The organism is Flavobacterium sp. MAHUQ-57, from assembly GCF_051908335.1.
Lineage (GTDB): Bacteria > Bacteroidota > Bacteroidia > Flavobacteriales > Flavobacteriaceae > Flavobacterium.
Genome location: NZ_JBPZTE010000007.1, coordinates 287022 through 310546 on the forward strand (window position 1 = coordinate 287022; position 23525 = coordinate 310546).

Sequence of the window (23525 nt, forward strand, 5' to 3'; positions counted from 1 at the left end):
ATGAGTAAATCTTCGGTACTATAGCAAGCCTTTCAGTAGGAAGCTTGAACATCGAGTTAACTCAAAACTTGTACATACGAGTTTATACATTTCTTCTAATGTAGGTTTTTTTTATATATAAACACAAACAAACTTATGGACATTTTAACGATAATCATTGCAGCTGTTGTAGGAATAGCAGGTGGTTTTGGGATAGCGAAATTCATTGAAAAAAGCAATGTTTCCAATCTAATCAAAAACGCAAAAAAGGAAGCTGCTTCCATCTTAAAAGACGCAAATCTTGAAGCCGAGAACATTAAAAAAGATAAAATTCTACAAGCTAAAGAAAAATTCATTGAACTAAAAGCTGAACACGAGCAAGTTATTATTGCACGTGACAGAAAAGTAGCTGAAGTAGAAAAAAGAATACGCGATAAGGAATCACAAGTTTCTAACGAATTGGCAAAGGCCAAAAAAGTCAATGACGAATTTGAATCAAAATCGGCTGAATACCAAACTAAAATCGAATCTTTAGACAAAAAAGCTGCTGAAGTAGAGAAAATGCACCGTTCACAAGTGGAGCAATTGGAAACAATTTCTGGCTTATCTGCTGAAGAAGCCAAAGAACAATTAGTAGAAAGCTTAAAAGCCGAAGCTAAAACAAGTGCAATGGCTCATATCCAAGAAACTATTGAAGAAGCCAAATTAACAGCACAACAAGAAGCGAAGAAAATCATCATTAATACAATTCAAAGAGTTGGAACAGAAGAAGCCGTTGAAAACTGTGTATCTGTATTTAACATCGAATCGGATGATGTAAAAGGACGTATCATTGGTCGCGAAGGTCGTAACATCCGCGCTATTGAAGCTGCAACCGGAGTAGAAATCATTGTTGATGATACACCGGAAGCCATTATCCTTTCTTGTTTTGACCCTGTACGCCGTGAAGTCGCTCGTTTAGCATTACACAAATTAGTAACTGATGGACGTATTCACCCGGCACGTATTGAAGAAGTAGTTGCTAAAACGCAAAAGCAAATCGAAGACGAAATTATTGAAGTTGGTAAACGTACTGTAATCGATCTTGGAATTCACGGATTACACCCTGAATTGATTAAAATCGTTGGACGTATGAAATACCGTTCTTCTTACGGACAAAACTTATTACAACACTCCCGTGAAGTAGCCAAACTTTGTGGTCTAATGGCTGCGGAATTAGGCTTAAATGTGAAGTTAGCAAAAAGAGCTGGTTTATTACACGATATAGGTAAAGTTCCTGATACCGAAAGTGATTTACCACACGCATTATTAGGTATGCAATGGGCTGAAAAATACGGCGAAAAAGAAGAAGTTTGCAACGCTATTGGAGCGCACCACGACGAAATCGAGATGAAATCTTTACTTTCTCCTATTATTCAAGTATGTGATGCTATTTCAGGAGCACGTCCAGGAGCACGTCGTCAAGTATTGGATTCTTACATTCAACGTTTGAAAGATTTAGAAGATATCGCTTATGGTTTTGGCGGAGTAAAAAGCGCTTACGCAATTCAGGCAGGTAGAGAATTACGTGTTATCGTAGAAAGCGAAAAAGTTTCTGATGAAATGGCAGCTAAATTATCTTTCGACATTTCACATAAAATCCAAACGGAAATGACTTATCCTGGCCAAGTAAAAATTACAGTAATCAGAGAAACCAGAGCAGTGAACATTGCTAAATAATATTCTCTTTTGAGAAATAAAAAAGACCATCAATTGATGGTCTTTTTTACTTTATAACATAGTATTACTTTTTAAAAAACACTTTAAAAATAGTACCCACTCCCACTTCACTCTCCACTTCAATCTTTCCACCCATAGCCTCTATCTGATTTTTAGTTATATACAAGCCGATTCCCGTCGAATCTTTATGTTTATGGAATGTTTTGTACAATCCAAAAATAACATCCTTATATTTAACCAAATCAATCCCCAATCCATTATCCTTTACACAAAGCACATTGTACTCAATAAATTCTTCCCGGGTTTCTAAATAAAATTCGAGTTTTGTTTCTTTTTTTTCAGGATCATAATACTTGATCGCATTTGTTGCTAAATTCAAAATGATACTTTCAAGATAAGCCGGAATAAAAGACACCATTACATTATCTGGAACATTATTGACAATTAACACATTCTTCTTCTGAATTTCTTCATTCAAAATTAATAAAACCTTAGCCAAATATTCCTTAATGCACAAATCCTGTTTTTCAACACTAGCAGACACTTGCACATTGACCAATTCCACTAAATTCTCGATTGTACCAGTCAACTCATCCGAAACGGTTTGCAAACTATTAATAACTTCCTCGGTCGTCAAATACCCATTCTTATGAAAGGTCAATAGCGTACTAAAATTACCTGTATGATTTTTTAGATTATGCGAAACAATGTGGGCAAAATTCAAAAGTTTCCCTTTTTGGTTATTCACCATATCAAAAGTCTCCTGAAGTTTTTGTTCTTTATCTTTTTGAGCAGTTACATCGGTATGTGTACCAATGATTCGTAAAGGCTTACCATTTTCATCACGAAGGATAACCTTACCGCGATCTAAAATCCATTTATAGCGACCGTTACATAAAACCCTGTGATAGGTTTCATAATAAGGTATTTTTCCATCAAAATGCTCCTGAATATTTCCAAAATAAGCCGCTCTATCATCTGGATGAACCAATTCATCCCATTTTTCCGGATTATCAATTAAATCGTGATCATTATCATCGATTTCTAAAATCTTAAGTGATTGAGCAGAATAAAATACTTCGTTGGTTACCATATCCCAATCCCAAACACCAATACTTGAAGCCAAATTAGCAAACTGACTACGGAGTTCCGAAATCTTATGATCTTCTTCTTGTTTCTTTTGATTTGTTATATTCGAATTGACACCAAAGAAAATCACACTATCATTATCCAATTTTTCAGTTGAAGCCATCACTTTACACCAACGTAACCCGGCTTTTGGCAGAATAATACGAAATTCAATTTCCCAACTACCCAAAGAGATACGCTTTTCATTAACTGATTTAATCAATCTAGACTTATCCTCAGGATGCACAATGCGTTTAAAGACCTCAAATGGGTCTTTTTCAAATTCAGAAAAACTACTTTCACAAAATTCCTCTATCTGTCCATTTAAATAATCAAAATGCAGCATATCATCGGCATCAACTGTAAATTGAAAGAAAATATACGGCTGTTTAGAAATTATCCTGTTCAAATAAACCTCATCAATTGCATTCAATCTCGCCTCCTTCACTTCTAAAATTAATTATGTTGTTACACAATATTAATAAATTTATTGAAAATATAAAAGACAAGCACTGAAAAAGAACCCTATTTCATCAACATATTCCTAGCTCCAACGAAACAAACTTATTTTAAAATCAGAAATTTCATATTTGAAAGTTGATTATCAAAAAAATAAAGGAATATCACAACATAACTTTTGTTTATTTTCAAAATTTAGACAATAAAAAAACCCTAACTATTTAATTAGTTAGGGTTTACCTTTTCGTAGCGAGGACGGGAGTTGAACCCGTGACCTCAGGGTTATGAATAGTAAAACTCAAAAAATAGAACCATTTTACTGGGCTTTAGAGACGTTATTTTGTATCAAATATAGTGAAATCGTGTTCGTTTTCGTGTTCCGAAAAAAAACATTTTTTAGTTAATAGTACATCACAATTTTAAATAAATAATTGATTTACAAAAACTTAAAGCATTCAGACAATTTTAAGTCAAGAGACTTATTTTTTTGAGTTTGAACTTTTGAGAAATTTCCTCATCAATATTTCCAATAAAATTATACAAAAACATATTTATAGTCGATACATACTTAAAATCAAAATTAATGTGTTGACCAATTCCATCATTAAAATCAGGAAAATGCTTTGCAAACTCATTCGATATTTTTCGCCTATTATGCACTGTTAAGTTTCGCTGTTTAATAAGCCGATTAATACCCTCTTTTTCTTCTTTAGTTTTAAAAATCTCAATTTTTAAACGTTCTGTAAAGAATTTTTCGATGTCTTCAATTCCTTTATAAAATAATTGCTCAACTTTTTTATTGGCAATCGCATTAATAAGATCCTTCATTGATTCATGTCCTAAAATAAAGTCAAGCTTTTCAGATTCATTAGATTTTAAAATTTGAGGTTCTGCTTGAACAACTTCTGCAAGGATATCCTTAAGATAAGTAGTAAAATTATCAATTGTATTCACATAGACCATTGAACTTAAATGAATTTCATAAAAGTTCACATCTAGATAACTGTCCAAATTGTCTGTCAAGCTTTTTTTGGCAATTTCAGTATTAAATACATGATCATAAATACCTGTTAAATATTCCTTTGCCTCGCCATTGTTTTTTGAAATAAGCTTATTCCCAACTTGTAAAAAACTAATAAGCATTTCTGATCTATTAATTTCTTGTAAAAAGGTTGCAAAAGATTCTGTTGATTCACTTATCATTTTTACAGGATATTTTGGGTTTTCTTTATTCATACTACAGTCGTTAAAAAAAATTATACAACGTCCCGTTTTGCAGCTTGGCGAAGTGGCGGATTTAAAAGCATTTACTTCAATTTAGCACTAAAGCTAATTTGAAAAACTAACTTTGATTTTAGCACTAAACCCTTCATTTTACCAAACTGTTGTTAGTGGCTGGTGTTTTTAATTTTCAAATAATTTGTTAATTTTCTTAAAAACCTTTTCAAAGTTATCTATGGTTTGTTTGTCAAAATCTTTCAATGCCATACCTTTTTGCGCCAATAAATTAGCTGGACGATAATGATTAAAACGGTCAATTTTTAAATGCTTATTTATTTGCAACAAAATAGATTCAATGTCAGTGTTTAAATCAGTTTCTTTTATGTCTTTATGTTCTTTTAAAGCTTCATTAAATAATGCTAAATATTCTTTTGTAGTGAATAAATCCTCAATGTCTGCTTTTTTTCGATTTTCGATAAATTCATGGAAGAAAAGGATGTTTTTTTCACTTATAATTTTTTGTACAATTAAATTGTCCAATTTTGCTTTTCCTTTTGGGTCAGTGTAGCTATCCAATAAACTAACATTTTGCAAGTCGTTCCCTCTTAATAGAGATATAAATGTAGATACTTTTTCAAGACCTCCAGTAGGAACAATCGTTATTTCGGGTTTTAAACCCTCTTTTCCTGCGCCTTCCAAAATGGCTGACATAGTTTGTAAATAAATTAAATCAGACACACCTTCAACAAGTAAATTCTTTTTAGAAATAAATAAGTTTTGTGCAATATTGTATCCTAATGCTGCTTGTAATGGGAATAGCGTATTTGGGTCTTTTTCTTGAACACTATTAGAAATAATTGAACCCTTATCAGTTTCCAAAACAGTTCTTACACGTTGCAATTTGTCTGAAACAATCATAAATGGTGAATGTGTCGAATAGACAATCTGATATTTTTCTGATAAATCTTCTAAAAAACGTAATAAATCAGCTTGTGCAGAAGCGTGCAAATTTAATCCAGGTTCATCTAGTAATAAAATATAATTTGAATCTTGATCCTCTTGAATTTTTTTAAACCAAACTAAAAAAGAGAAAAACCAATTAAATCCTTTACTTCTGTTCTTTAAAGGTAATGAAACTCCTTTGTTTTTTACACGAATATCAAGTACGTGTTCTACTATATTTACATCTGTAACTTGCTGATGTCCGTGGTTTGTGTTTATAGTTCTGTTTTCTTTTTTTGCAACTTTATCAATTTGAAAAGTAATACTTAGGTTTTTATTTGTTTGCCAATATTTGAATAGTTCTTCAGAAATTATTGCTTCTGTAGCTTCAAGTTCAGCAATATAGTCTTCAAAGCTTTCTGATTCAAGAATTTCTTCTGTATTAATATCTGCTAATTCAAAAAGTGCTTTTGCAGTTTTATATTCATTTTCACTACTGTCTAATGAGTCAGAATTTAACTTTTCAATACTTATCCTTGAAGGTAAAGAATAGTATTCGTCATAATACAAAAACTTAGGCATTTTAGGATTCAGGAGTATACGATAAACATATTCTCCAATTGGGTCATGCATCCATTTGTATTTGTTTTCAAAATAAAGCAACAATGACTTTATACCATTCGTTTTATTATCTTCTATATATTCTTTTTCAAGAGCTTCTAGCTCTGCTTTGGACTTTACTTTTAGAAGTTTATCTGTGAGTGCATTACTCGCAATACCTAATTCTTTAGTTTTGAATTCAATAAATTTCTTTGTATCAACAGATAAGCCTATGTTTTTAGAATTGTCGTAATAAGATGTTACAGTAAATGTTTTAGATTTTAATACTCCTTCACCTAGTTCTTTTTCAATTGATTTAAGCAAATTATCGTCAATTTCGTATGTACAAGTTATTGCTTGAGGATTTTCGTTTGCTTTTTCCATTCTTTTTTTATCCTTTCTCGGATAATCATGAGTAGGTTTGAATTTAAAATCTTCATCATCTTGAAAGTAACGGGTTTTAGCCAAGGATTCTAATGCAGAAGTTTTTCCAGATTCATTCATTCCTACAAGAACAGTAATATCACTTTCCAGTTCAAATTCTTGAGGAGTTTCAAACGATTTATATTTATAAATTTTTACGTCTTTAAGTTTCATATTTCTTTTTAGGTTTTATGAATTAATGTAATTTTATTTCTCAAGTTTTTTCTTGATTTAACGATTTTCTTACACTTGCTACCAACGCCCCTACGACTTGGCAAGGTTTGGGACCTAAAGTAAGATTTGTTTTCGTTTAAGACTAATTTTCCATATACAAAACCAACTTAAATTTTGCCCTAAAGCTCCACTTGCTCAAAACCACTGTTAGCAGAAGTTTATTGATTTCCACTAATTATTCTGTCTAGCTTTTCCATAAGTAATTTAACATCGATGTATGAGACTTTTATATCATCGGTTGAACTTTCAATTTTTTCGAGAGCCATTGCACAAAAGGCTTTAAAGAATGGATCAGAAAACGAATATTTTCCCGAATTTTCGTCGAATCTAATTATCTCATCATTTTCATTTGTAGTTAATGGTTTTAAATAAACAGTTAAATTACTTTGAGGATAATCGGGTTCCCATTGTTGAATTTTAGATAGAATTTCATTATAAGTCACGACTTCTTTTTTTAAATCAATGAAGGCGTTAAGAATTAATTTTACGTTTTCAAATTTTGCTTTTCTCTGCTTTAAAGCTTTATCTAATTTTTGCTGAAATGTGTCAGATTTTTGTGAAACATATCCTTCAATAGAATTATGCAATACTTTGCTATTTATTAAAAGATTCCTCTTCCTAGTATTTTCAACACCCATTTGTTCGCAATGTAAATAACATAATTGATGGCAAAGTGAGCCTAATGAATTAGAATAAAATATTGTTTCGTCAATTAATTTTTTTTCAAAGGTTATATTTAAAATATTTGCACCGTTAGTGATAATTTCTTTAAGTTCTTTTTCGGAAAGTAAAGGAACTGGAATTTCAGCTATTCTAGATTCAATATTTGGACTATAGTTGACTACCTCACGAGCAGTTGAAACTGCTCCGATAGCAATAATTTTCACTTTTTCAAAATCATTAGCTATATCAACAAAAGCCTTCATTATATCACTTAATTTTTGCTTCTCTTCATCATCTACTTTGTGAAAATCTTCAATTACCCATACGCATTCTGCTGCACCTAAAAAGCTACCTAATCTTTCAAAGGTTAGTTGAACAGGAAGAACGCGTACTAATTTGTTTGTTAATTCTTCGGATGTTTCAGCAGCAAGACTTGCTTCTATTTTTCCATAAGAAGTTTTCATGGATGACGAAATTTTTGACGAAATTTTATATGAACTTTCTGAAGTATAATATGAATTTAACTTGTCAAACGCATTAATTATTAATTCATTTACGGTTGTTCCATTAATACAACTTGTCACAATATAGTTTCTATTATTTTTTTCTAATATATTTCTGACCAACGTTGTTTTACCGCTACCAGAATGGCCATATAATATAATTTGATTCCCTGGGATTTTTATTGCTCTTGATACTTTACTTTCTATTTTAGAACGAGAAACATAATTTAGTTTTGCTGCACTTGTTGGCGTAAACACACTTTCTAAGCTTTGAATTTCAATAAATCCAAAAAATCTTTTTAAATTTTCAATAAAGCTCATTATTTTCTACGATGTTAAATTAAATTTCTGCTAACTCATAAATATAAGCCATAATAAAACAAAGGTTACTTTAAATTATATCGATTTATATTCAGCTAATACTTACAATCCCACAATCTACAAAAAAACTCGAAATTACTGTAAGAAAAAACCGTATTCGTATAAAAATACCGGAAATTAGTTAGGTATTTTTACTTGATAATTAAATACTATAAAAAATATTTTAAAGAAAATACGCACAAGGATATTTGCGTTTGTTTAAATTTGACAGAACTAAAAACTCAGAATAATGAAAAACCAATTTACCGAATTGACAAACGAGCAATTGCAAAAAATTTACGGAGGCACACCAATACAAGATGCTAACAATGAGAACGATTTAAACAGAGGTTCCGGTAGACCATAAGCAAACTAGAAAGATGAAAGAAACATTCACAAAACTGACAAACGAGCAGTTGAAAAAAATTACTGGCGGAACTCAAACAGTAAACCAAACACAAAATGACGATCAAGAAGGAAACCGCGGTTCAGGAAGACCTTAATAAAAACTAAAACAAACCATCATCATGAAAAACCAATTTACAAAAATGACTAGAGAAGAATTAGAAACTATTAAAGGTGGTGCTGAAACCCTACTTACAACACCAATTGCAATGGTTACACAAGTTGCACCAGAAGAAGATGTTGAAAAACCAAAAATTCGCATACCAGGACAACAATAAATTGTTTCCATCGTTTTAACAAAAAGTAAGGTTTTTCCTTACTTTTTATGTTAACAAAAAAATTAGTTTTGGCACCAGTTAAACGAAGCCATGTTAAAAAGAATTATAGCCTCAATCATTGTAATACTTGCCGGTGTATTAACAATCACCGACAAAATCTATACTTTTCATTTTACAAATAATTACGGCTTTTATGATAGTCAGACATTAGTTTGGACATTTACCCAAATGATAGCTCCGATTATCCTTATTTTAGGCTTTACACTTAACCCATTCAAAATTTCCTTCACTGTACCGGTATACCTGTATTCGGTGCAAATCTATTTTATATTTTCATCGTTAACCAGCGATAAAGGATTAGTCCACCTCTACGCAATTGGTTCGGTATTGCTTTTTATAGTCTGTGTGATTGTATTCAATTTTATATTCAAAGAAGAACGAAGCAAAGAAGAACAAATCACAGCCTTAGAAGCATTACTTGACCTACACATTGCCATCCATGCCAAAAAATAAATACCAAAAACTAATTTTTTCAATTCAGGAAACAAGAAGGCAACTGGCAGATAATGAGATTTCGCCTGATGATGCTAAATTGCTTTTCAATGATCTATTATGTGAATATGAGAAAATAAAAAAATCGTCGGAAAGTGACGATTTTCAAATGTTTTTAAAAAAAATCCTTAAGTGAGGACATCATCATAAATTTTTAAAGCTAATTTATCCACATAAATTGACTTTAATTTATTAATGGCATATTTATCAAAATGCTTTTCTTCAACATATGTAATTAGATGAGCTCTAGCTTGTGAAAATTTATTTTGACTGGGATTTACCAGCATATAATTTTCAATTTCAAACGTAAATAAATCTTTTTGATCAAAGTGAGTCAACATTACACAGACATACATATCATCTCTGTTATAAACATTATCATTTGAAATGATAATTGCCGGATGCCAATCATGATTTTTTTGATAGGGCAACGAAAAATAAACCTTAACAATATCTCCGCGTTCAAACATTACTTCAAAAGACGATCAATATTATTACTATTCATTTTCATTACTCCATTACGTAAATTTTCTGGGGTTTTAATAATGGGAGAATCTTTGTAAATTCTTTTATGGAGTAAATTTTCATATCTAAACATCACATGTAAAGTATTTTTAAAAGCATCTTCCAATCGACTATCTTCAGGAAAATTTAATTTTTTATATTCTTCACTTGAAGTAATAATTTTCTTAGTAAATTCTTTTACTTCCTTCAATGCCTTTTCGGCTTGATCTATAGACATATTATCAACAATAGAACTAAAACTATCCACTGCCATTCTCAATTGATCCAATTTCCGTATAACTTTCTTATTAGTTCTTTTAATAAAAAATTTAACGAATGTATCAACCATCCAAAAACCAGTTGGGTAACTAGTTTCAGATTTAGTTTCCTTAACAATCGCTTCAGAATATTCCTCAATAATATGTATATCGTAGGCAAATACCATAGAACAAATGTATCAAAATTTAATTAGAAACAATTACAATTTAACTCAATCTTAAAATTAACACACCTTATATTAAACATCTAAAACAATAATTTTTCCATTTTCATCACGATAAACAGTTTGATTAAATTCAACTTGCAAACACCCTTCACAATCTTTTAATCTATAAAACTCCAATGATCTATCACCTCCACCGAACAACACTTCCAACTCTGGTTCAAAATTCTACAACTATTCAATTAACTGTTTTACTGTAATTTTCATAGTAATATTAATTCAATTAGAAAATCAAAACACAACACAATAAATCAAATACATCAAGCAGCAAAACGATAAGAAAAATGAGAATAACGAACGTAATGTTTGCCTATTTATTCTTTTTCCATACTCTTCCATATCACCTTTTTCCCACTCTTTTTGATTAGCCGCAAATCTATGAATCCCCATTTGCTCTACATCTAAGACAATCTTGTATATCAGATTAAAAATAGGAAAAACTATCGTCCATAATTTTAAAATTGGTGCATTTCCAGGATAAGTCCCTAAAACCAAAAATGCTCCAATCAGAATGTTATTAAAATTAAATACTTTATCATGAATTCTATCAAATGTATTCTGAATCTGATTAGTTGAGTCTTCTACCCTTCTATCTGTTTTTTCTAAAACCTTTTCACTTTCAGCAAACATCTCTCTTGTTTGTTCTCTTACATTAATTTCAGCTAATGATTTATTAATGTTTTTTAAAATTTCAATGGCTTCTTTATCCATAATCTACTTCTTCGCTTCCTTAGTCTTTTTAATATCATTCTTTAAGCCTTCAAGCTCTTTCTTGGCCATCTCCTTAAGGGCATGAGTATATATAAAATCAACTTTCTCCTGGATATCGAGAAGTATCTTTCTGTTATCGACATCTACCCCACTCAGCTGATCATTGGTTGCAGCTGGTTGCAGATTTTGGTTGCAAGATCGTAACATTTCTCCTTTTCCAGTTAATAACCAGTCTGAAGAAACATCTTCAAAAGTATTTAGAATTTTGCTTAAAATTTGACCAGAAACATTAGAATTTCTATTTATAAGTGTTCCAATTGAATTATTTCCTGCGCCAATTTTCTTCTCGAAAGAAGAAATATTCATTTTTTTAAATTCAATCAACTCTTTGATTCTCAATGCTATATTATCCAAAATAGAAATATTTTTAAAAATAATTAGAATTTTGCTTGTTATTTAGAATTTTGCTTAATACATTTGTTTTAGAAATCAATACAAAAAGATTCAAAAAAACATTAAGAAAATATTTGCCAATATACTAAAAATATGGTTGCAACCAGTTGCAAAATTGAGCTACCTAATAACAGTACAATAATGCAAAACGTATGCCAATAGTAACACAAACAGATTGAGATATGAATAAACAAAAAATTAAAGAGGTATTAGGAGGCCGATTTGCCAAAGTCATTGCTGTGAAGCTGAACGAGATTGGCATGAAAACCTCAAACGGTAATTCATTTAACCGTCAAATCGTGCTATCCATCATTGATGGCCGAACAAGTAACATTGAAGCGATGCGCGAAATCAAAAACATTGTAGAAGCACGCAAAAAGGAACTTAAAGAACTATTAAAATAATGGAGAATACAAGCGCTCAGGATATCGAAGTAATCGATTATGAAATTGTAACCGGAAAATAACTACACAATGAACCCTAAAGTATTATCAATTTATCAGAACGCCAAGATGTTCCTTTCCGATGAGGAATTGAGCGAGTTGCGTGCTGCCATTGATAAAGATTTAGGAAAACCGGTTGCAACCAAAAAAAGGAAAAAAGAAAACCCGGTTGATTCTTGGTTGGATAGTATCGATGCAACGTTGCTCACCACACTCTACAACCATTCATCGAGGTGAAAGAAACCAGTATAGCAAAGCTATGTAATTGTTTAGAAGGGAAAGCTCCCAAACTTTCCCTGATAAACCTAACCCCGCGAAAATGAAAAACCACAACAACACCATCGCGACAAGCGTTTTCAATATCGCAAATACGCTTCTCAATGCCTACACTTCCGAACCGCAACAGGCGGCCATCGATGCTAAAAAAGCAGAATTCATCAAAGAAAATCCCACTATTCTTTCGGCTGTTTATCCGTGTATTGTAGATGAAGCTTTTGCCATCACAATGGACAATTACCGCAAGTACATTGCAAAATACAATACCCAAACTTCGGAGGAAAATGCTGCAATTGAACTATGGAACAGTACGATCAATAAAACCCATGAGCGCAATGAAGTGGAGAACACTTTTATCACTCTGTTTTACAAGAATTATTCACACCTAAATTCTCGCGACTACAATCAAAAAGTTGAGGAATTTTTCAACGATCGCAACATCCAACTTGAGAAAGTAAAAATACAACCGGTTAAATATGCAACCGAGTTGTTGTTTTCGGCCATTCTCTCGGCGTACAATGCACAATTGATCAATCAGAACAGCGAGTACATGAAGCTTTTGGTTGCTGTAGAGCGTCCTATTTCGCCCATGAAGCTCAATTCTTGGTTCATTACCCAAATGAAACGCAACGGTGTCCAGGCACTTGATTTATGCTCTAAAACGGTACGTAACCACCGCGACCGACTTTTCGAGGCTGGTGTATTAACCGGACGATGTTTTAAAGGCTCAAAATCGGCTATAGAATGCCACGTAAACCCTGAAATTTTAACGGTGTTGGATTTCCAAAACAACCAAATGAGGAAGTTTGAAAACCAATTAGTTAACCCCGAAGAAGGGAAAATTTTACCTGATAATGATGTAAGTACTAGAGCAATTAAAGATAAAAAAGAGAAGAAAGAAAACGGTACAACCGATTTTCTGAAAGAAGGGAGTTCGGGCAAAGCCCTCACGATTACTTATTTTTCTACAGGAACACCAGTACGCAATCAAGCAAAAAAAACGGAGGGGGCGGCGGGCAGCGCAAATTTTTCAGAAAATTTATTGAGAACTCTCGAAGACGAGCAAGTTCTTGCAGAGAAGTTGGCTGAAAACCAATTTAGCGAATATAAATCGATTGATATTCGCTACTTGAACCACGAAGCGTACAACGGAACACTCACCAATGAGGAATTTGTTCAAGTTGTCGTTCAGGATTTCTTTAAATCGTCCAACAAACTATGGAAAAACAATACAAACGCTTATCCTGGTTCTTGGAAACTCGCTCTCAACCAATATTTGAAATCTAAATTCAGATTATTTAACGGAAACCCGATGCAGAAAGTAAATATCCTTGATGATATTCAAGAACTACGTTGGAGATTGGAATTCGCCCGAAAATGGTTCCTACAGAATCCAAATATGCAAATCCTCTACCCTAACAATTACTTTGATTTTACGAGAACCAAATCGTTTGAAATGGGGTTCGAATACACCAAAGAGAAATACAAGAACCATCTGAAAAAAATAGAAAAACAAGGTCAGGTGCGTGCAAAAGCCGAAGCGAAAGCAAAACGTCGTGCATTGAGTTACAAATACAACACCAAAGTAAACCAGTTTTTGAACAATAAGATAGATTACGATCAGCTCAAAAAATATGTCCAAAACAATTTACCGAAAGAATTCCAGGAAAACCTTTCAATACACATTAACAAGTTGTTGAATGAACGCAACCAGTTGCAACTGAAACAACAACTGGAACAGAAATACAACAATGTACAGTATAACCTTAATGATTTTAATTGCTGATGCCAATTTTCGATCCCAAACTGTCCAAAATCAAAATGGTGATTTTGACAACCCGAACCGAAGAAAACAAAGTGTGGTACTCTCCTATTAAGCAGAACCACAAACCCACAAAAGCAATAATTGAAGGAATGGTCAGGCGGTTTGTAGAAAACCCCACATTGAAGCTAATAACAAACAAATTACAGTTTTACGAAGCCGGAAAACTGGTTGCAGAAGTCAAGTTATGATACAGTTGAAGAAAATAACACAAAGCGAAATAGTTGCACTGATGGCACTTAACCATAAGTACGCACAGCGCAACAATGAGACTGCGAAACAAGAACTGAATTATTTCAACAGCATCTTAAAACTGGACCAATCCAAAGCAATATTCTTGAAGCTTCGAAACAAAAGTGAAAATGCAAAAAAGCAAAAACCGGTTACGCTCCGCTTTTCAATAACAGAAGCGGTCATTTTAGTCGACATCTGCCAAAATGCAGACGACATCCAAGACTTTGAAAAGTTCACAGCAACCAAAACAATAAATCAATTACATGAACAACTATTAAATCTATAAACTATGAAAATCTTGAAACTACTCCGAATGACAATGATCCTACTTTGTGCCTTTTCGATTGGCCTTTGTATTTATTTTAAAAACCCAATGGCCGTAATCAGTTGGGGAACATCACTACTGGTTGTCATTTTTGGCCTAAATGATGAATACTAAAAACTAACTTCAAATACCACACTAATGAAAACTCAAATTCCATTAAAAGAACTACCGCCTCAACCTAAAAAAGGTAAAATTTATGAAATGTATGGTCGGCAATTTTCCACAACAACCATCCGAGGAAACCTTAACACTTTAATCAATGACTTTAAAGTACAAACCAAAATGACTGTCAATTCTCGAGATGTACCACGACCGGTTTGGTTGGAGTTTTTAAACACTTTCGGGTTTCCGTTTGGGTACGAACAAAAACCGGAATGGTTGGAAGAACCAACAATTTTCAATAAAAAATAAATCCTAAATCTTATCAATATGGCTGTATACAGAATTTTAAACAAAACGTTTGTTCATTTTGAATTTACAATTTCACATACGAATTATCCAACTATAAAAAAAGCAATTGGAGTCCATCAAGGAATTTTACGAAAGTCAAGCCCAATACAAGTTGAAGGTGCCTTAAACGATAAAGTCGAAATAGGTGTCCTGATTCCTGAAACGCTTGCCATGAGTTTTTCGAAGAATGTTAAGTAAATAAAAAAACCAGTTGAAAAATTCAACTGGTTTTTGCTAATAAATTATTGTTATAATTCTCTACCTACTAAACTTTTTTGAAAATAAATAATACATCGTTTTGAATATCAAAAAGACGCAATTCATCTTTACTTTTTCCTTTTTTAATCAAATATTTATGAATTCCTTTTCTATCTCTATATCTTGATTTATTTGTTGAAAGGATTACTTTCACCTTTGATTTATAGTATAAAAAATCACTAAAGTCAACGACAACTTCGTCGTTTAAATTAGCAAAAGAAATTTTAGCAATTTCCGGTACATCTGATAAAATCAAATCTAACTTCCCTTGATCATTTACCATAAATCCTTTGATTACTTTTCCATCTTTATCAAACAAAACTACCGAGGATTTAACTGCAACGGTTTTATCACTATTTAATATTTCAATTTCAAGCTTAGTATTTTTAATTGTATTTCCTAATACATCCACTACTTTCTCTTTGTTTACAACTTCCAATCTTTTATCAATTGGATTATCATAAGCTAAAATCAAAGTGTCTTTGGAAACAAAGTAATATCCTTTATCTTTTAATTGTATTCCAACATCACCAATAGTCAGTATTTCGAATTTATTGTCTTTGAAACTATACTCAGAACAAATCGTATTAGACGGCTCACACCAATTAAATTTCCCTTGGATACTCTGAGAAAATCCATTAATTGCAATTAAAAATAATAGTACATTTAAAATTTTCATTTACTTAAATAATTAAATTAACATCCAGAAGGTTTTCCTTTTTGTGGCACTGTATCTCCATTCAAATCCCTTCCTTTCATTTCGATTGACAAGGTATTTAAAATTCTGTCTCTATGCATTGCACTTGGAACTAATTGTAAAAATACAGGATTTGTCGTTAAAGTATTTTGATCATGAGTCAAACCACCCCAAGCCATTTCTTCATAAAACTGTCTGGGTAAATTATAACCATGAGAGTTCCCATATTCCTGTAAAGCATCAGCAATAGGTGTCAAATAATTGTTCGCAATAAAATCATGGTTATGATTACTCATTGCTGTCATAAAATTTGGTCCTAGTAAAGCTTGCAATTGTGTCTGATTAGCCGAGTTGTAATAAGACGCAATAATATAAGCATGGATAGATTCATGTAATATTGTCCTTACAATTGTCAACTCAGAAGCAGAAGAAAAATTATCAGCATCAAAAGTTGTTGTAACCGTACCTGTGTCCGCATTATATTTATTACTAGTTACACCGTATGTCCCTGCTGGTAGATCCCCATTTTTCATTTCCCAGTTGAATCCCGGTGTATTCCCACTAAATTTTTGAATAACTAATGCTGCACTTCCTTTTTTTAAATTCTTAACATTATTTAAAATAGTTTGCATACATGGTTTCAATAAATTAGAAGTAATTTTTGTCTGTTCCCATATTTTCCCTTTGACATAACTTTCAATATTTATATTAGGGTCAGAAACACTATCATTAATCAATTGTTTAATAAAGTTTGTACTAACATCTGAAAAATTATTTTGAACTAAATAATGTAATACCGCAATCTGGTTTTCAACACTTTGCTCTGCTAGCCATATATAACCACCAAATTTTGAGTTGAAATAGTATAAAGCTCTGTTGTAATTAGTCGTTGAAGTATTGACATAGTTCAGTATAGGTAACGTAGCATTATAATCAAACTGAATAAATTCATCTCTAAAAGTTAGATTATTAAAAAACTTTTTTTGCTCAGTTGTTAAAGTACCCCCAACTGGATTAGTTACTATCACTCCACCTCCTCCAGTGGTTCCTGTTCCTGTTCCTGTACCCGTTCCAGTTCCAGTTCCGGTACCTGTTCCTGTTCCTGTTCCTGAACCAGTTCCTGTTCCTGAACCAGTTCCTGTTCCTGTTCCTGAACCAGTTCCGCTACCTGATCCTGACCCTCCATACTGTATGATCACATAAAATAAAAAGGCAGGATTTGTACAATTATTTCCAGCAATATGTGAAACTCCACCACTACCATGACCATCATTATAACAGAATAGAATTTTACATTCATAAACCATTTCTCTTCCTAGAATACTGATCGGTCTAACGCGTCCATCAAACACACCGGACTCTAATTCTTCTTTAGTAACGTTATATTTTACAATGGCAGATTGATAATTTCCATCTAAACCTGCAGTAATAACCAAATTTTCAATATATAAATCATCCGATGTTATATCATAAATTGGGAAGGTGTAAGTTTGAACTCCATTACTCTCAATATAAGAACCATCATTCTCATCAATATAGTAATTATCAAGATCAGCTTCGCGATTAGTTATCGATTTTGAATTTCCATTTTTAAAATCTTCAACAGCTTGCAAAACTTTAGAAAATGACCTTGATTTACTTTGTTGATTTCTAATTTCTTTTAAAGATATTTTCTGAAAAGTAATTTCTTCTTTAGAAATTGTTTTATCATTTTCTTCATCACAAGAAGAAAATGTAACTGCTATTATTGAGAAAATAGCGATAAAAAATTTGTTTACGTTTAGTTTCATTGGCATATAAATCATTTCACTTATGTTTAATCAGGCAGAAATGTTTTTGTTAACTCCTGTTTTATAATTTTAATTGGATTGTAGTAGAAAATTTGGGAAAATGGTCGCAAAAGTAGTAATATAAAAAAGGTTTAAACATGGTTTTACCGTACATTTTGTTAAAATAAATTTGTTAAAACTTTTTTTTTAAAAAAAAGCCAAGCACAACTATTTAAAAATCACCTAAATAGCCCTCCTTTTCAATGTACATTCAGTTAATAAATAATTAAAAACACGTAAAGTTTCATAAAACTACCTATAGCTTTCTAAACTTATTGTCTTCCTCATTTAGAGTTGCAACTTTGCATCAACAATACGAAACAATTGAATAAAATCAGTAGTAACCTTAAACTAAAATCAATGAAGAAACATAAACGATAAAACCACACTATATGAGCAACTTCGATTCATTACTTCATCGAAAGCTATCCAATGAAAGTTCTTTAATTAATGACTTATTCCCGGCAACCAAAAACACAACCACAAACCTTGGATTGGGTAACACCCACCACACTGTTCATCAAATGAAAAAATGGGTTGAACTGCATTACCATCAAACGGATAAAGTTGCTAAACTCCTAAAAAGAGCAACGCTAAAAGAAACGGTCAATCTGATTTACTCCTTTTTGTACAATACACTTCAATACAAACAGGATTACACACTTCAACAACTCAGATCACCATCTAATAGCATACGCAACCGAAAAACTGGTTTAGATTGTAAAAGCTATTCAATTTTCGCATCGTGCATCCTTACTTCATTAGGCATAAAACATTTCATAAGGCAAATCAAACAACCGCACTTTAAGCCTACACGATTCACCCATGTTTACGTTGTTGTTCCGATTAATCAGGAAACCGCCAATCTCAACGACGGTTACTACCCTATTGACGGAACGGTAAAAGGAAACCGAGAACCATTATTTATAACCACAAATGACACTTTTATGGACAAACTTCCTCATGTTGGTTTAAACGGTGCTAAAAAAGCATCTAAAACCAAATCAAAGAAAAAACCAGTTGCAACCAAACGAAAAAAACCGGTTGCAACCAAAAAAAAGAAATCTACTAACATGGTGAGAAACGCTGTTATTGGATTGGGGACAATTGCAGTTGTATCACAGTTACTCAAGTAAAAACTATGATGACAATTGAACAAGAGAGCGGTTTACATCCCGGTCTCAATGGACTTAAAATTGGTAAGTTCATCAAGAAAAACATCAAGTCAGCGAAAAAAGACATCTCGATTAAAAATATCGGTAAAGTTGTAAAAGTAGCTGCACCAATCGCAACTTCACTTATACCGGTTAGTGGCGGATTGGTCAACAAAATGTTAACTTCCAAAATCGGTAAAAAAGCATCTAAGATAGCCAATTCAAAAGCCGTCAAGAAAATCAAAAATGTGGTCAATACCGGAAAAAAACTTCAATCCTCCCTGGTAAAACCAAAAGCACCTCAAACAAGTTTCAACTATATGGGGGCAACACAACAACCAGTTGCGCAATCAGTTGCAGAACAATCGGGATCATCAATTTATCAAGAACAATTCTCTGAATTACCCAATATTGAAAAAGTAGATTATTCAACACCTGAAACAACACCGTTACCAACAGAACCAAAAGACAATACACTTCTTTATGTGGCCGGTGGACTTACACTTGTAGGAGCAATTTATTTCGCAACCAAAAAATAACTAAAAACTAAAACAAGTTATGAATACAAAAATTTTAAGATCAATGGCCTTTATGGCATTAGGAGCAGTTGTAGCTCGTGGCGTTGGAGGCTTAGCTCCTACAACGGCCAATCCTAAATTAGTTCATGGTGGCTTAGCTGGCGCATCAGCTTTTGGCGCAATGAAATTCAGCAACCCAGATTTACAATCCGCTTTAATTGGTGCAACCGTGGTAAAAGGATTGGATTTAGGTAAATCCATCTTTGAAGGTACATCAACCGCTGCCAATTTACAAGCTAAAACAGACAAAGCAAGTGCGTTCTTACGTGGTGCAACCGGTTTGGGATGTCCTTGTGAAGATGGTTTAGGCTATGCCGATCAAATGGCATATTTAAACGGAGCTTCAGAAATGTATATCGATGAAGCAGGAAACGTCATCGGATTGGGTTTCCCAGAAGATGAAGAAAATTATTTAAACGGAGTTGAAGAATTAGCTTATCTAAATGGCGTAGAAAACGAACTCGCAGTTTTATAAACATTAACTAAATAAATCATTAAAATTCAATCAATCATTAATCAAAAAAAGAACAGATGAGCAGAGAATCAAAAAGAGGTTTAGCTTTTGCAACCTTAAAGAACAAAGGACTAGTACAAGAAGGTGCTAAATTAACCGACACGGTAAAATACATTGTAGTTGATATTTCAGGTGCCGGTGGTATTTTCCCAATTATGGACTCTAATACGAAGAAAAAAGTCGGCGTATGTAATTTCGATGGGAACAAATTAAATGTTGGCCGTCATTTAGTAATCGACGGAATCAAAATCGAAAAAGCCACAGCCGGATCAACTCCTGAAACGGCACAATTTTCAGGAAACACAACTCTTCCACCGGAATTATCAAACACTGAATTTAGAGTAAAACAAGGTGAATCAGTGCCTATCGACATTTCAACTAGTGATTTGAATCAAAGAGCTGACAGTACATACGGAATTAAATACCGTGAATTCACTACCGCTCCAGTTTTGGTAGCTAATGAAGAAATGGAAATGTATTTACACTTCCCTGCCAGTGTAGCTGCACCTGCAAATACTATCATCAAAGTTTCTTTCAATTGTCACCAAATCAAGGGCGACAAATAATCCAAACCATCCATTGTATTAAAACAAATATCCTTCCTAAATAGGAAGGATATTTTAAACTTCAATTCTCATGAACACTCATAGAACCGAAACCATCACCGTAAAATTACCCAATGGTTCCAATGTTGGTTCGGTTACACAAGCTTTACCCAAAGGTTTTGTTTTAGGTGTAAATGTTTTTATCCAAACACCAGGACAAAACGACTTATTCCTGAACGCAGCCATTAAAAATGATGCAGGTGGTTCACCTAACAAACCTACTGACATTCGTTTTTTCAAACCACGTCAAGGAGGATCATTTGATCAAAGCTATGTACCGATTAAACAAGAAACACAAGGGCAAACTTTCATCTTTGAAGTTACTACCGCTACAGGAAGCGCACTTCCCATCAACGACACTTACATTCAATTTGTATTGATCTACGAACAAAAGGACGATCATACTTGCTTAAATAAATAGATATGCTACAAACCGGACTTACAACTATACCTGTTACAACCGATCAAACCATTGAGCTTGAAAATGTAACTTCTGTTCAAATCATTACCGGAGAAAGTAATAATCAGAAAGTTTTTATCAACGGTGTACCACTTGTTAACAGAGTAGAAACAATTCTTCCTGCTGATGGTACAGTTTGTCCTTCAATTTCTATGACTATTGAATTTAAGGATGGACTTATACCTACTTCAAGTCCGGTTTGCCTTATCTATTTGAGAATTCGAAAACTTTTAAAATGTGATAATAATGGGAAGTAAATTAGACAGTGTATTACATAATATCAACAATAATAAAAACTTTCTTTTATCAATATTCGATACCGAAGCTGCAACCAATGTTGTGAAATATTTTCCTGGAGCAAAGATCCTGGAACAATTTGGTACCGGTGAGGCTTACTTCGAACATCTATTTCAGAACGGCCATAGAAATATGGTAATCAGTTCACACTCCAAAAATGGATCAGGAAAGAAGAAACTCGAAGAACCTATCACAGTTTCACTAAGTCCGAACAATGACACTTCAATGGAAACCGTATCGCAATCAGTTCCAAATCCAGTATATCCTGCAATGCCAATGACAGCCTCAAAAAATGAAAATTTCGGTTTGGGAGTTCCTGAACTTATGAGTTTATATGTCGCTCAAAGTGAAGCCAACAGATTAAGAGGCGAAAATACCGAATTGAAAGCAGACAACAAACGATTGGAGGCTGAAAACAAAAAGTACCATGAACAAATCTTGTCTGATAAATATGACTACGACAAGGAAAAAGACAAAAAAGAATCAACGAATAACACGATTCAAGGCTTAATGGGCGCTTTACCAATGGTTATGCCCTACTTAATGCCAAATCAACAATCGGGGTTAAATGCTCCAACTGATTTCGGTAGCCAGGTAAAAAACGATTTTGTCCAAACTATCAAAACCAAAGATGATATTACAATCACTGTATTGTCTAAAATTACTCAACATTTAGGCGAAAACGAACTCTTCTCAGCAGAACTACTTGAACTTCTAAAAAAACACAACTTATGGCAGTAAAAACTGAAATACAAATCCCAATTACAACTGCAACTCCATTTGAAGCAAAAGCCAAGATGCTAGCTATTAAAACAATCGCAAGTTTAGATACTGATGCAGTTGAAAAATTGGCTGAACTGGCCCAAAACCCAAAGGCGGTAAACAAACTAAAAAACAGTTTTGGAATGATCAAGGCTTTCATTGGTTAAATAAAAATTTGAGCGCAAAGCCTAATACGCCGAGCGCTCACGCCATCGGCGTGAAACAATCTTTCGTGTATGACTAAGCTGACATCCCCAAAATTCTTGTCAGCTTAACGCACGAACTAAAACAAAAACAAATGAGTAAACTTGGTAATCCTGCAATTACAGCGGTATTGGCTACACCCGAAGGACAAAAAGCGCTATCCAATGCCACTCATGCAAGCTCAAAAGCAATCGACCTAGCTTTTACCGTTTTAAAGGTTGGCATTTTCTGTCTAGGAGGCTATTTAATTTACAACAAGTTTATTAATGGTTTCGATACAAAAAAAGAAGATTCAAATTACAGGCCTTCTAATATTACAACCCAGGGTGCAGCAATTCGAGCCGAAAACCTTTATCGGGCAATGTACGGCCCAGGCGACAACTTCAATAAAGTCGCAACCAACTTAAAAGGGCTGAACTATAACGGTTATATAAGAGTTTACAATGCTTTTGGGGAACGCAGAGGTATGGATTTAAAAAAGCAGAATTTGGAAGAATGGTTATTCGACAACTTCACAGAATCTGAAATCAAACAACTAAAATTCTTAACCAATAACGCCTTTTAATGAAAACAAGAACAAAAATTATTGGAGGTGTCATTCTGGCCGGAACAATTGCCGGAATAATTTTCCTCAATAAAAAAAACACTACTCCAAATGGAAGGTATTTAGACGATAATCCTGAAAGCAATTTAACAATAGTCTTTGATCCAAAATTAGTGGCGCAAAAGCTTTATGAAGCTATGAAAACTACCGGAACGGATGAAGACTACATCTTTGAAAATTTAACCGGTGTTAATCAAAATCAATTTGCTGCAGTCATCAAAGCTTTTGGATTAAAACCTTATAACAGTCTAACCGGTAATCAATACGGTGTGATTGGAACAACACTTCCCAAAAGAGATTTAAAGTATTGGTTGAAAAACGAACTTTCCGACAAACAATACAAACTATTACGAACAAAATTTCCAAACTTCTTATAA

31 protein-coding genes are annotated in these 23525 nt (G+C 33.1%); 21 read left to right on the top strand and 10 right to left on the bottom strand.

The window, feature by feature from the left end; genetic code table 11:
• The first annotated feature begins 135 nt into the window (after positions 1–135).
• The gene (gene rny, locus ACS8MM_RS09280) at positions 136–1698 is read left to right on the top strand and encodes a ribonuclease Y (RefSeq protein WP_379715707.1); all 1563 of its coding nucleotides are present in this window, start codon (positions 136–138) and stop codon (positions 1696–1698) included.
• A gap of 64 nt (positions 1699–1762) precedes the next feature.
• Here the strand turns inward: rny and ACS8MM_RS09285 are convergent, their stop codons facing one another.
• The 4 genes from ACS8MM_RS09285 to ACS8MM_RS09300 form a co-directional block, all read right to left on the bottom strand.
• On the bottom strand, positions 1763–3274 hold the full coding sequence (locus ACS8MM_RS09285) for a sensor histidine kinase (protein WP_379715710.1): 1512 nt from the start codon (positions 3272–3274) through the stop codon (positions 1763–1765).
• A 476-nt stretch (positions 3275–3750) separates the two neighbouring features.
• A complete protein-coding gene (locus ACS8MM_RS09290) occupies positions 3751–4521 on the bottom strand; it encodes a hypothetical protein (RefSeq protein ID WP_379715713.1) in 771 nt (256 codons plus the stop codon).
• A 168-nt stretch (positions 4522–4689) separates the two neighbouring features.
• The gene (locus ACS8MM_RS09295) at positions 4690–6645 is read right to left on the bottom strand and encodes an ATP-dependent nuclease (RefSeq protein ID WP_379715716.1); all 1956 of its coding nucleotides are present in this window, start codon (positions 6643–6645) and stop codon (positions 4690–4692) included.
• A 218-nt stretch (positions 6646–6863) separates the two neighbouring features.
• Positions 6864–8192, bottom strand: a complete 1329-nt coding sequence (locus ACS8MM_RS09300; RefSeq protein ID WP_379715719.1) for an AAA family ATPase — start codon at positions 8190–8192, stop codon at positions 6864–6866.
• A gap of 289 nt (positions 8193–8481) precedes the next feature.
• On the opposite strand from ACS8MM_RS09300, the gene ACS8MM_RS09305 reads away from it, so the two are divergent.
• The 4 genes from ACS8MM_RS09305 to ACS8MM_RS09320 all read left to right on the top strand — a co-directional run bounded on the left by ACS8MM_RS09305 (position 8482) and on the right by ACS8MM_RS09320 (position 9427).
• Entirely contained in the window at positions 8482–8598 is a 117-nt protein-coding gene (locus ACS8MM_RS09305) for a ComC/BlpC family leader-containing pheromone/bacteriocin (RefSeq protein ID WP_379715722.1), read from the top strand.
• A gap of 13 nt (positions 8599–8611) precedes the next feature.
• Complete coding sequence (locus ACS8MM_RS09310; protein ID WP_379715725.1) at positions 8612–8734, top strand: bacteriocin; 123 nt, start codon at positions 8612–8614, stop codon at positions 8732–8734.
• Positions 8735–8758: 24 nt separating this feature from the next.
• Complete coding sequence (locus tag ACS8MM_RS09315) at positions 8759–8914, top strand: ComC/BlpC family leader-containing pheromone/bacteriocin (protein ID WP_379715728.1); 156 nt, start codon at positions 8759–8761, stop codon at positions 8912–8914.
• A gap of 90 nt (positions 8915–9004) precedes the next feature.
• Complete coding sequence (locus tag ACS8MM_RS09320) at positions 9005–9427, top strand: hypothetical protein (protein WP_379715731.1); 423 nt, start codon at positions 9005–9007, stop codon at positions 9425–9427.
• A 167-nt stretch (positions 9428–9594) separates the two neighbouring features.
• On the opposite strand, the gene ACS8MM_RS09325 is transcribed toward ACS8MM_RS09320, so the two are convergent.
• The 4 genes from ACS8MM_RS09325 to ACS8MM_RS09340 all read right to left on the bottom strand — a co-directional run bounded on the left by ACS8MM_RS09325 (position 9595) and on the right by ACS8MM_RS09340 (position 11597).
• Complete coding sequence (locus tag ACS8MM_RS09325) at positions 9595–9936, bottom strand: type II toxin-antitoxin system PemK/MazF family toxin (protein ID WP_379715734.1); 342 nt, start codon at positions 9934–9936, stop codon at positions 9595–9597.
• Complete coding sequence (locus tag ACS8MM_RS09330) at positions 9936–10415, bottom strand: hypothetical protein (RefSeq protein ID WP_379715737.1); 480 nt, start codon at positions 10413–10415, stop codon at positions 9936–9938. The genes ACS8MM_RS09325 and ACS8MM_RS09330 overlap by 1 nt, the downstream gene beginning before the upstream one ends.
• A gap of 288 nt (positions 10416–10703) precedes the next feature.
• Positions 10704–11183: a hypothetical protein gene (locus tag ACS8MM_RS09335; RefSeq protein ID WP_379715740.1), complete on the bottom strand. Its 480-nt coding sequence runs from the start codon at positions 11181–11183 to the stop codon at positions 10704–10706.
• Between the two features lie 3 nt (positions 11184–11186).
• Positions 11187–11597, bottom strand: coding sequence for a hypothetical protein (locus ACS8MM_RS09340; RefSeq protein WP_379715743.1), 411 nt, complete (start codon positions 11595–11597; stop codon positions 11187–11189).
• A 221-nt stretch (positions 11598–11818) separates the two neighbouring features.
• Between ACS8MM_RS09340 and ACS8MM_RS09345 the strand changes: the two genes are divergently transcribed.
• The 6 genes from ACS8MM_RS09345 (at position 11819) to ACS8MM_RS09370 (ending at position 15384) form a co-directional block, all read left to right on the top strand.
• A complete protein-coding gene (locus tag ACS8MM_RS09345) occupies positions 11819–12040 on the top strand; it encodes a hypothetical protein (RefSeq protein WP_379715745.1) in 222 nt (73 codons plus the stop codon).
• Between the two features lie 69 nt (positions 12041–12109).
• Entirely contained in the window at positions 12110–12316 is a 207-nt protein-coding gene (locus tag ACS8MM_RS09350) for a hypothetical protein (RefSeq protein WP_379715748.1), read from the top strand.
• Between the two features lie 82 nt (positions 12317–12398).
• A complete protein-coding gene (locus tag ACS8MM_RS09355) occupies positions 12399–14141 on the top strand; it encodes a hypothetical protein (RefSeq protein ID WP_379715751.1) in 1743 nt (580 codons plus the stop codon).
• 268 nt (positions 14142–14409) lie between these two features.
• Positions 14410–14697 carry a hypothetical protein gene (locus ACS8MM_RS09360; protein ID WP_379715754.1) on the top strand — a complete coding sequence of 96 codons (288 nt, stop codon included), beginning with the start codon at positions 14410–14412 and terminating at the stop codon, positions 14695–14697.
• A gap of 177 nt (positions 14698–14874) precedes the next feature.
• Positions 14875–15147: a hypothetical protein gene (locus ACS8MM_RS09365; RefSeq protein WP_379715757.1), complete on the top strand. Its 273-nt coding sequence runs from the start codon at positions 14875–14877 to the stop codon at positions 15145–15147.
• A gap of 18 nt (positions 15148–15165) precedes the next feature.
• Entirely contained in the window at positions 15166–15384 is a 219-nt protein-coding gene (locus tag ACS8MM_RS09370) for a hypothetical protein (RefSeq protein ID WP_379715760.1), read from the top strand.
• Positions 15385–15451: 67 nt separating this feature from the next.
• Here the strand turns inward: ACS8MM_RS09370 and ACS8MM_RS09375 are convergent, their stop codons facing one another.
• Entirely contained in the window at positions 15452–16123 is a 672-nt protein-coding gene (locus tag ACS8MM_RS09375; RefSeq protein WP_379715763.1) for a hypothetical protein, read from the bottom strand.
• A gap of 17 nt (positions 16124–16140) precedes the next feature.
• Positions 16141–17946 carry a hypothetical protein gene (locus ACS8MM_RS09380; RefSeq protein ID WP_379715766.1) on the bottom strand — a complete coding sequence of 602 codons (1806 nt, stop codon included), beginning with the start codon at positions 17944–17946 and terminating at the stop codon, positions 16141–16143.
• Between the two features lie 416 nt (positions 17947–18362).
• Between ACS8MM_RS09380 and ACS8MM_RS09385 the strand changes: the two genes are divergently transcribed.
• The 10 genes from ACS8MM_RS09385 to ACS8MM_RS09430 all read left to right on the top strand — a co-directional run bounded on the left by ACS8MM_RS09385 (position 18363) and on the right by ACS8MM_RS09430 (position 23525).
• The gene (locus tag ACS8MM_RS09385) at positions 18363–19106 is read left to right on the top strand and encodes a transglutaminase-like domain-containing protein (RefSeq protein WP_379715769.1); all 744 of its coding nucleotides are present in this window, start codon (positions 18363–18365) and stop codon (positions 19104–19106) included.
• 5 nt (positions 19107–19111) lie between these two features.
• A complete protein-coding gene (locus ACS8MM_RS09390; RefSeq protein ID WP_379715772.1) occupies positions 19112–19663 on the top strand; it encodes a hypothetical protein in 552 nt (183 codons plus the stop codon).
• Between the two features lie 19 nt (positions 19664–19682).
• Positions 19683–20177 (top strand): hypothetical protein, encoded by a 495-nt coding sequence (locus ACS8MM_RS09395; RefSeq protein ID WP_379715775.1) that lies wholly within the window; start codon positions 19683–19685, stop codon positions 20175–20177.
• A 56-nt stretch (positions 20178–20233) separates the two neighbouring features.
• Entirely contained in the window at positions 20234–20782 is a 549-nt protein-coding gene (locus ACS8MM_RS09400) for a hypothetical protein (RefSeq protein WP_379715778.1), read from the top strand.
• Between the two features lie 70 nt (positions 20783–20852).
• Positions 20853–21242, top strand: coding sequence for a hypothetical protein (locus tag ACS8MM_RS09405; RefSeq protein ID WP_379715781.1), 390 nt, complete (start codon positions 20853–20855; stop codon positions 21240–21242).
• A gap of 2 nt (positions 21243–21244) precedes the next feature.
• Positions 21245–21538, top strand: coding sequence for a hypothetical protein (locus ACS8MM_RS09410; RefSeq protein WP_379715785.1), 294 nt, complete (start codon positions 21245–21247; stop codon positions 21536–21538).
• Entirely contained in the window at positions 21528–22319 is a 792-nt protein-coding gene (locus ACS8MM_RS09415) for a hypothetical protein (RefSeq protein ID WP_379715787.1), read from the top strand. Before ACS8MM_RS09410 ends, ACS8MM_RS09415 begins: the two co-directional genes overlap by 11 nt.
• Positions 22310–22507 (top strand): hypothetical protein, encoded by a 198-nt coding sequence (locus ACS8MM_RS09420; protein WP_379715790.1) that lies wholly within the window; start codon positions 22310–22312, stop codon positions 22505–22507. The genes ACS8MM_RS09415 and ACS8MM_RS09420 overlap by 10 nt, the downstream gene beginning before the upstream one ends.
• A gap of 131 nt (positions 22508–22638) precedes the next feature.
• Positions 22639–23109, top strand: coding sequence for a hypothetical protein (locus ACS8MM_RS09425; protein ID WP_379715794.1), 471 nt, complete (start codon positions 22639–22641; stop codon positions 23107–23109).
• Positions 23109–23525: a hypothetical protein gene (locus ACS8MM_RS09430; RefSeq protein WP_379715797.1), complete on the top strand. Its 417-nt coding sequence runs from the start codon at positions 23109–23111 to the stop codon at positions 23523–23525. The genes ACS8MM_RS09425 and ACS8MM_RS09430 overlap by 1 nt, the downstream gene beginning before the upstream one ends.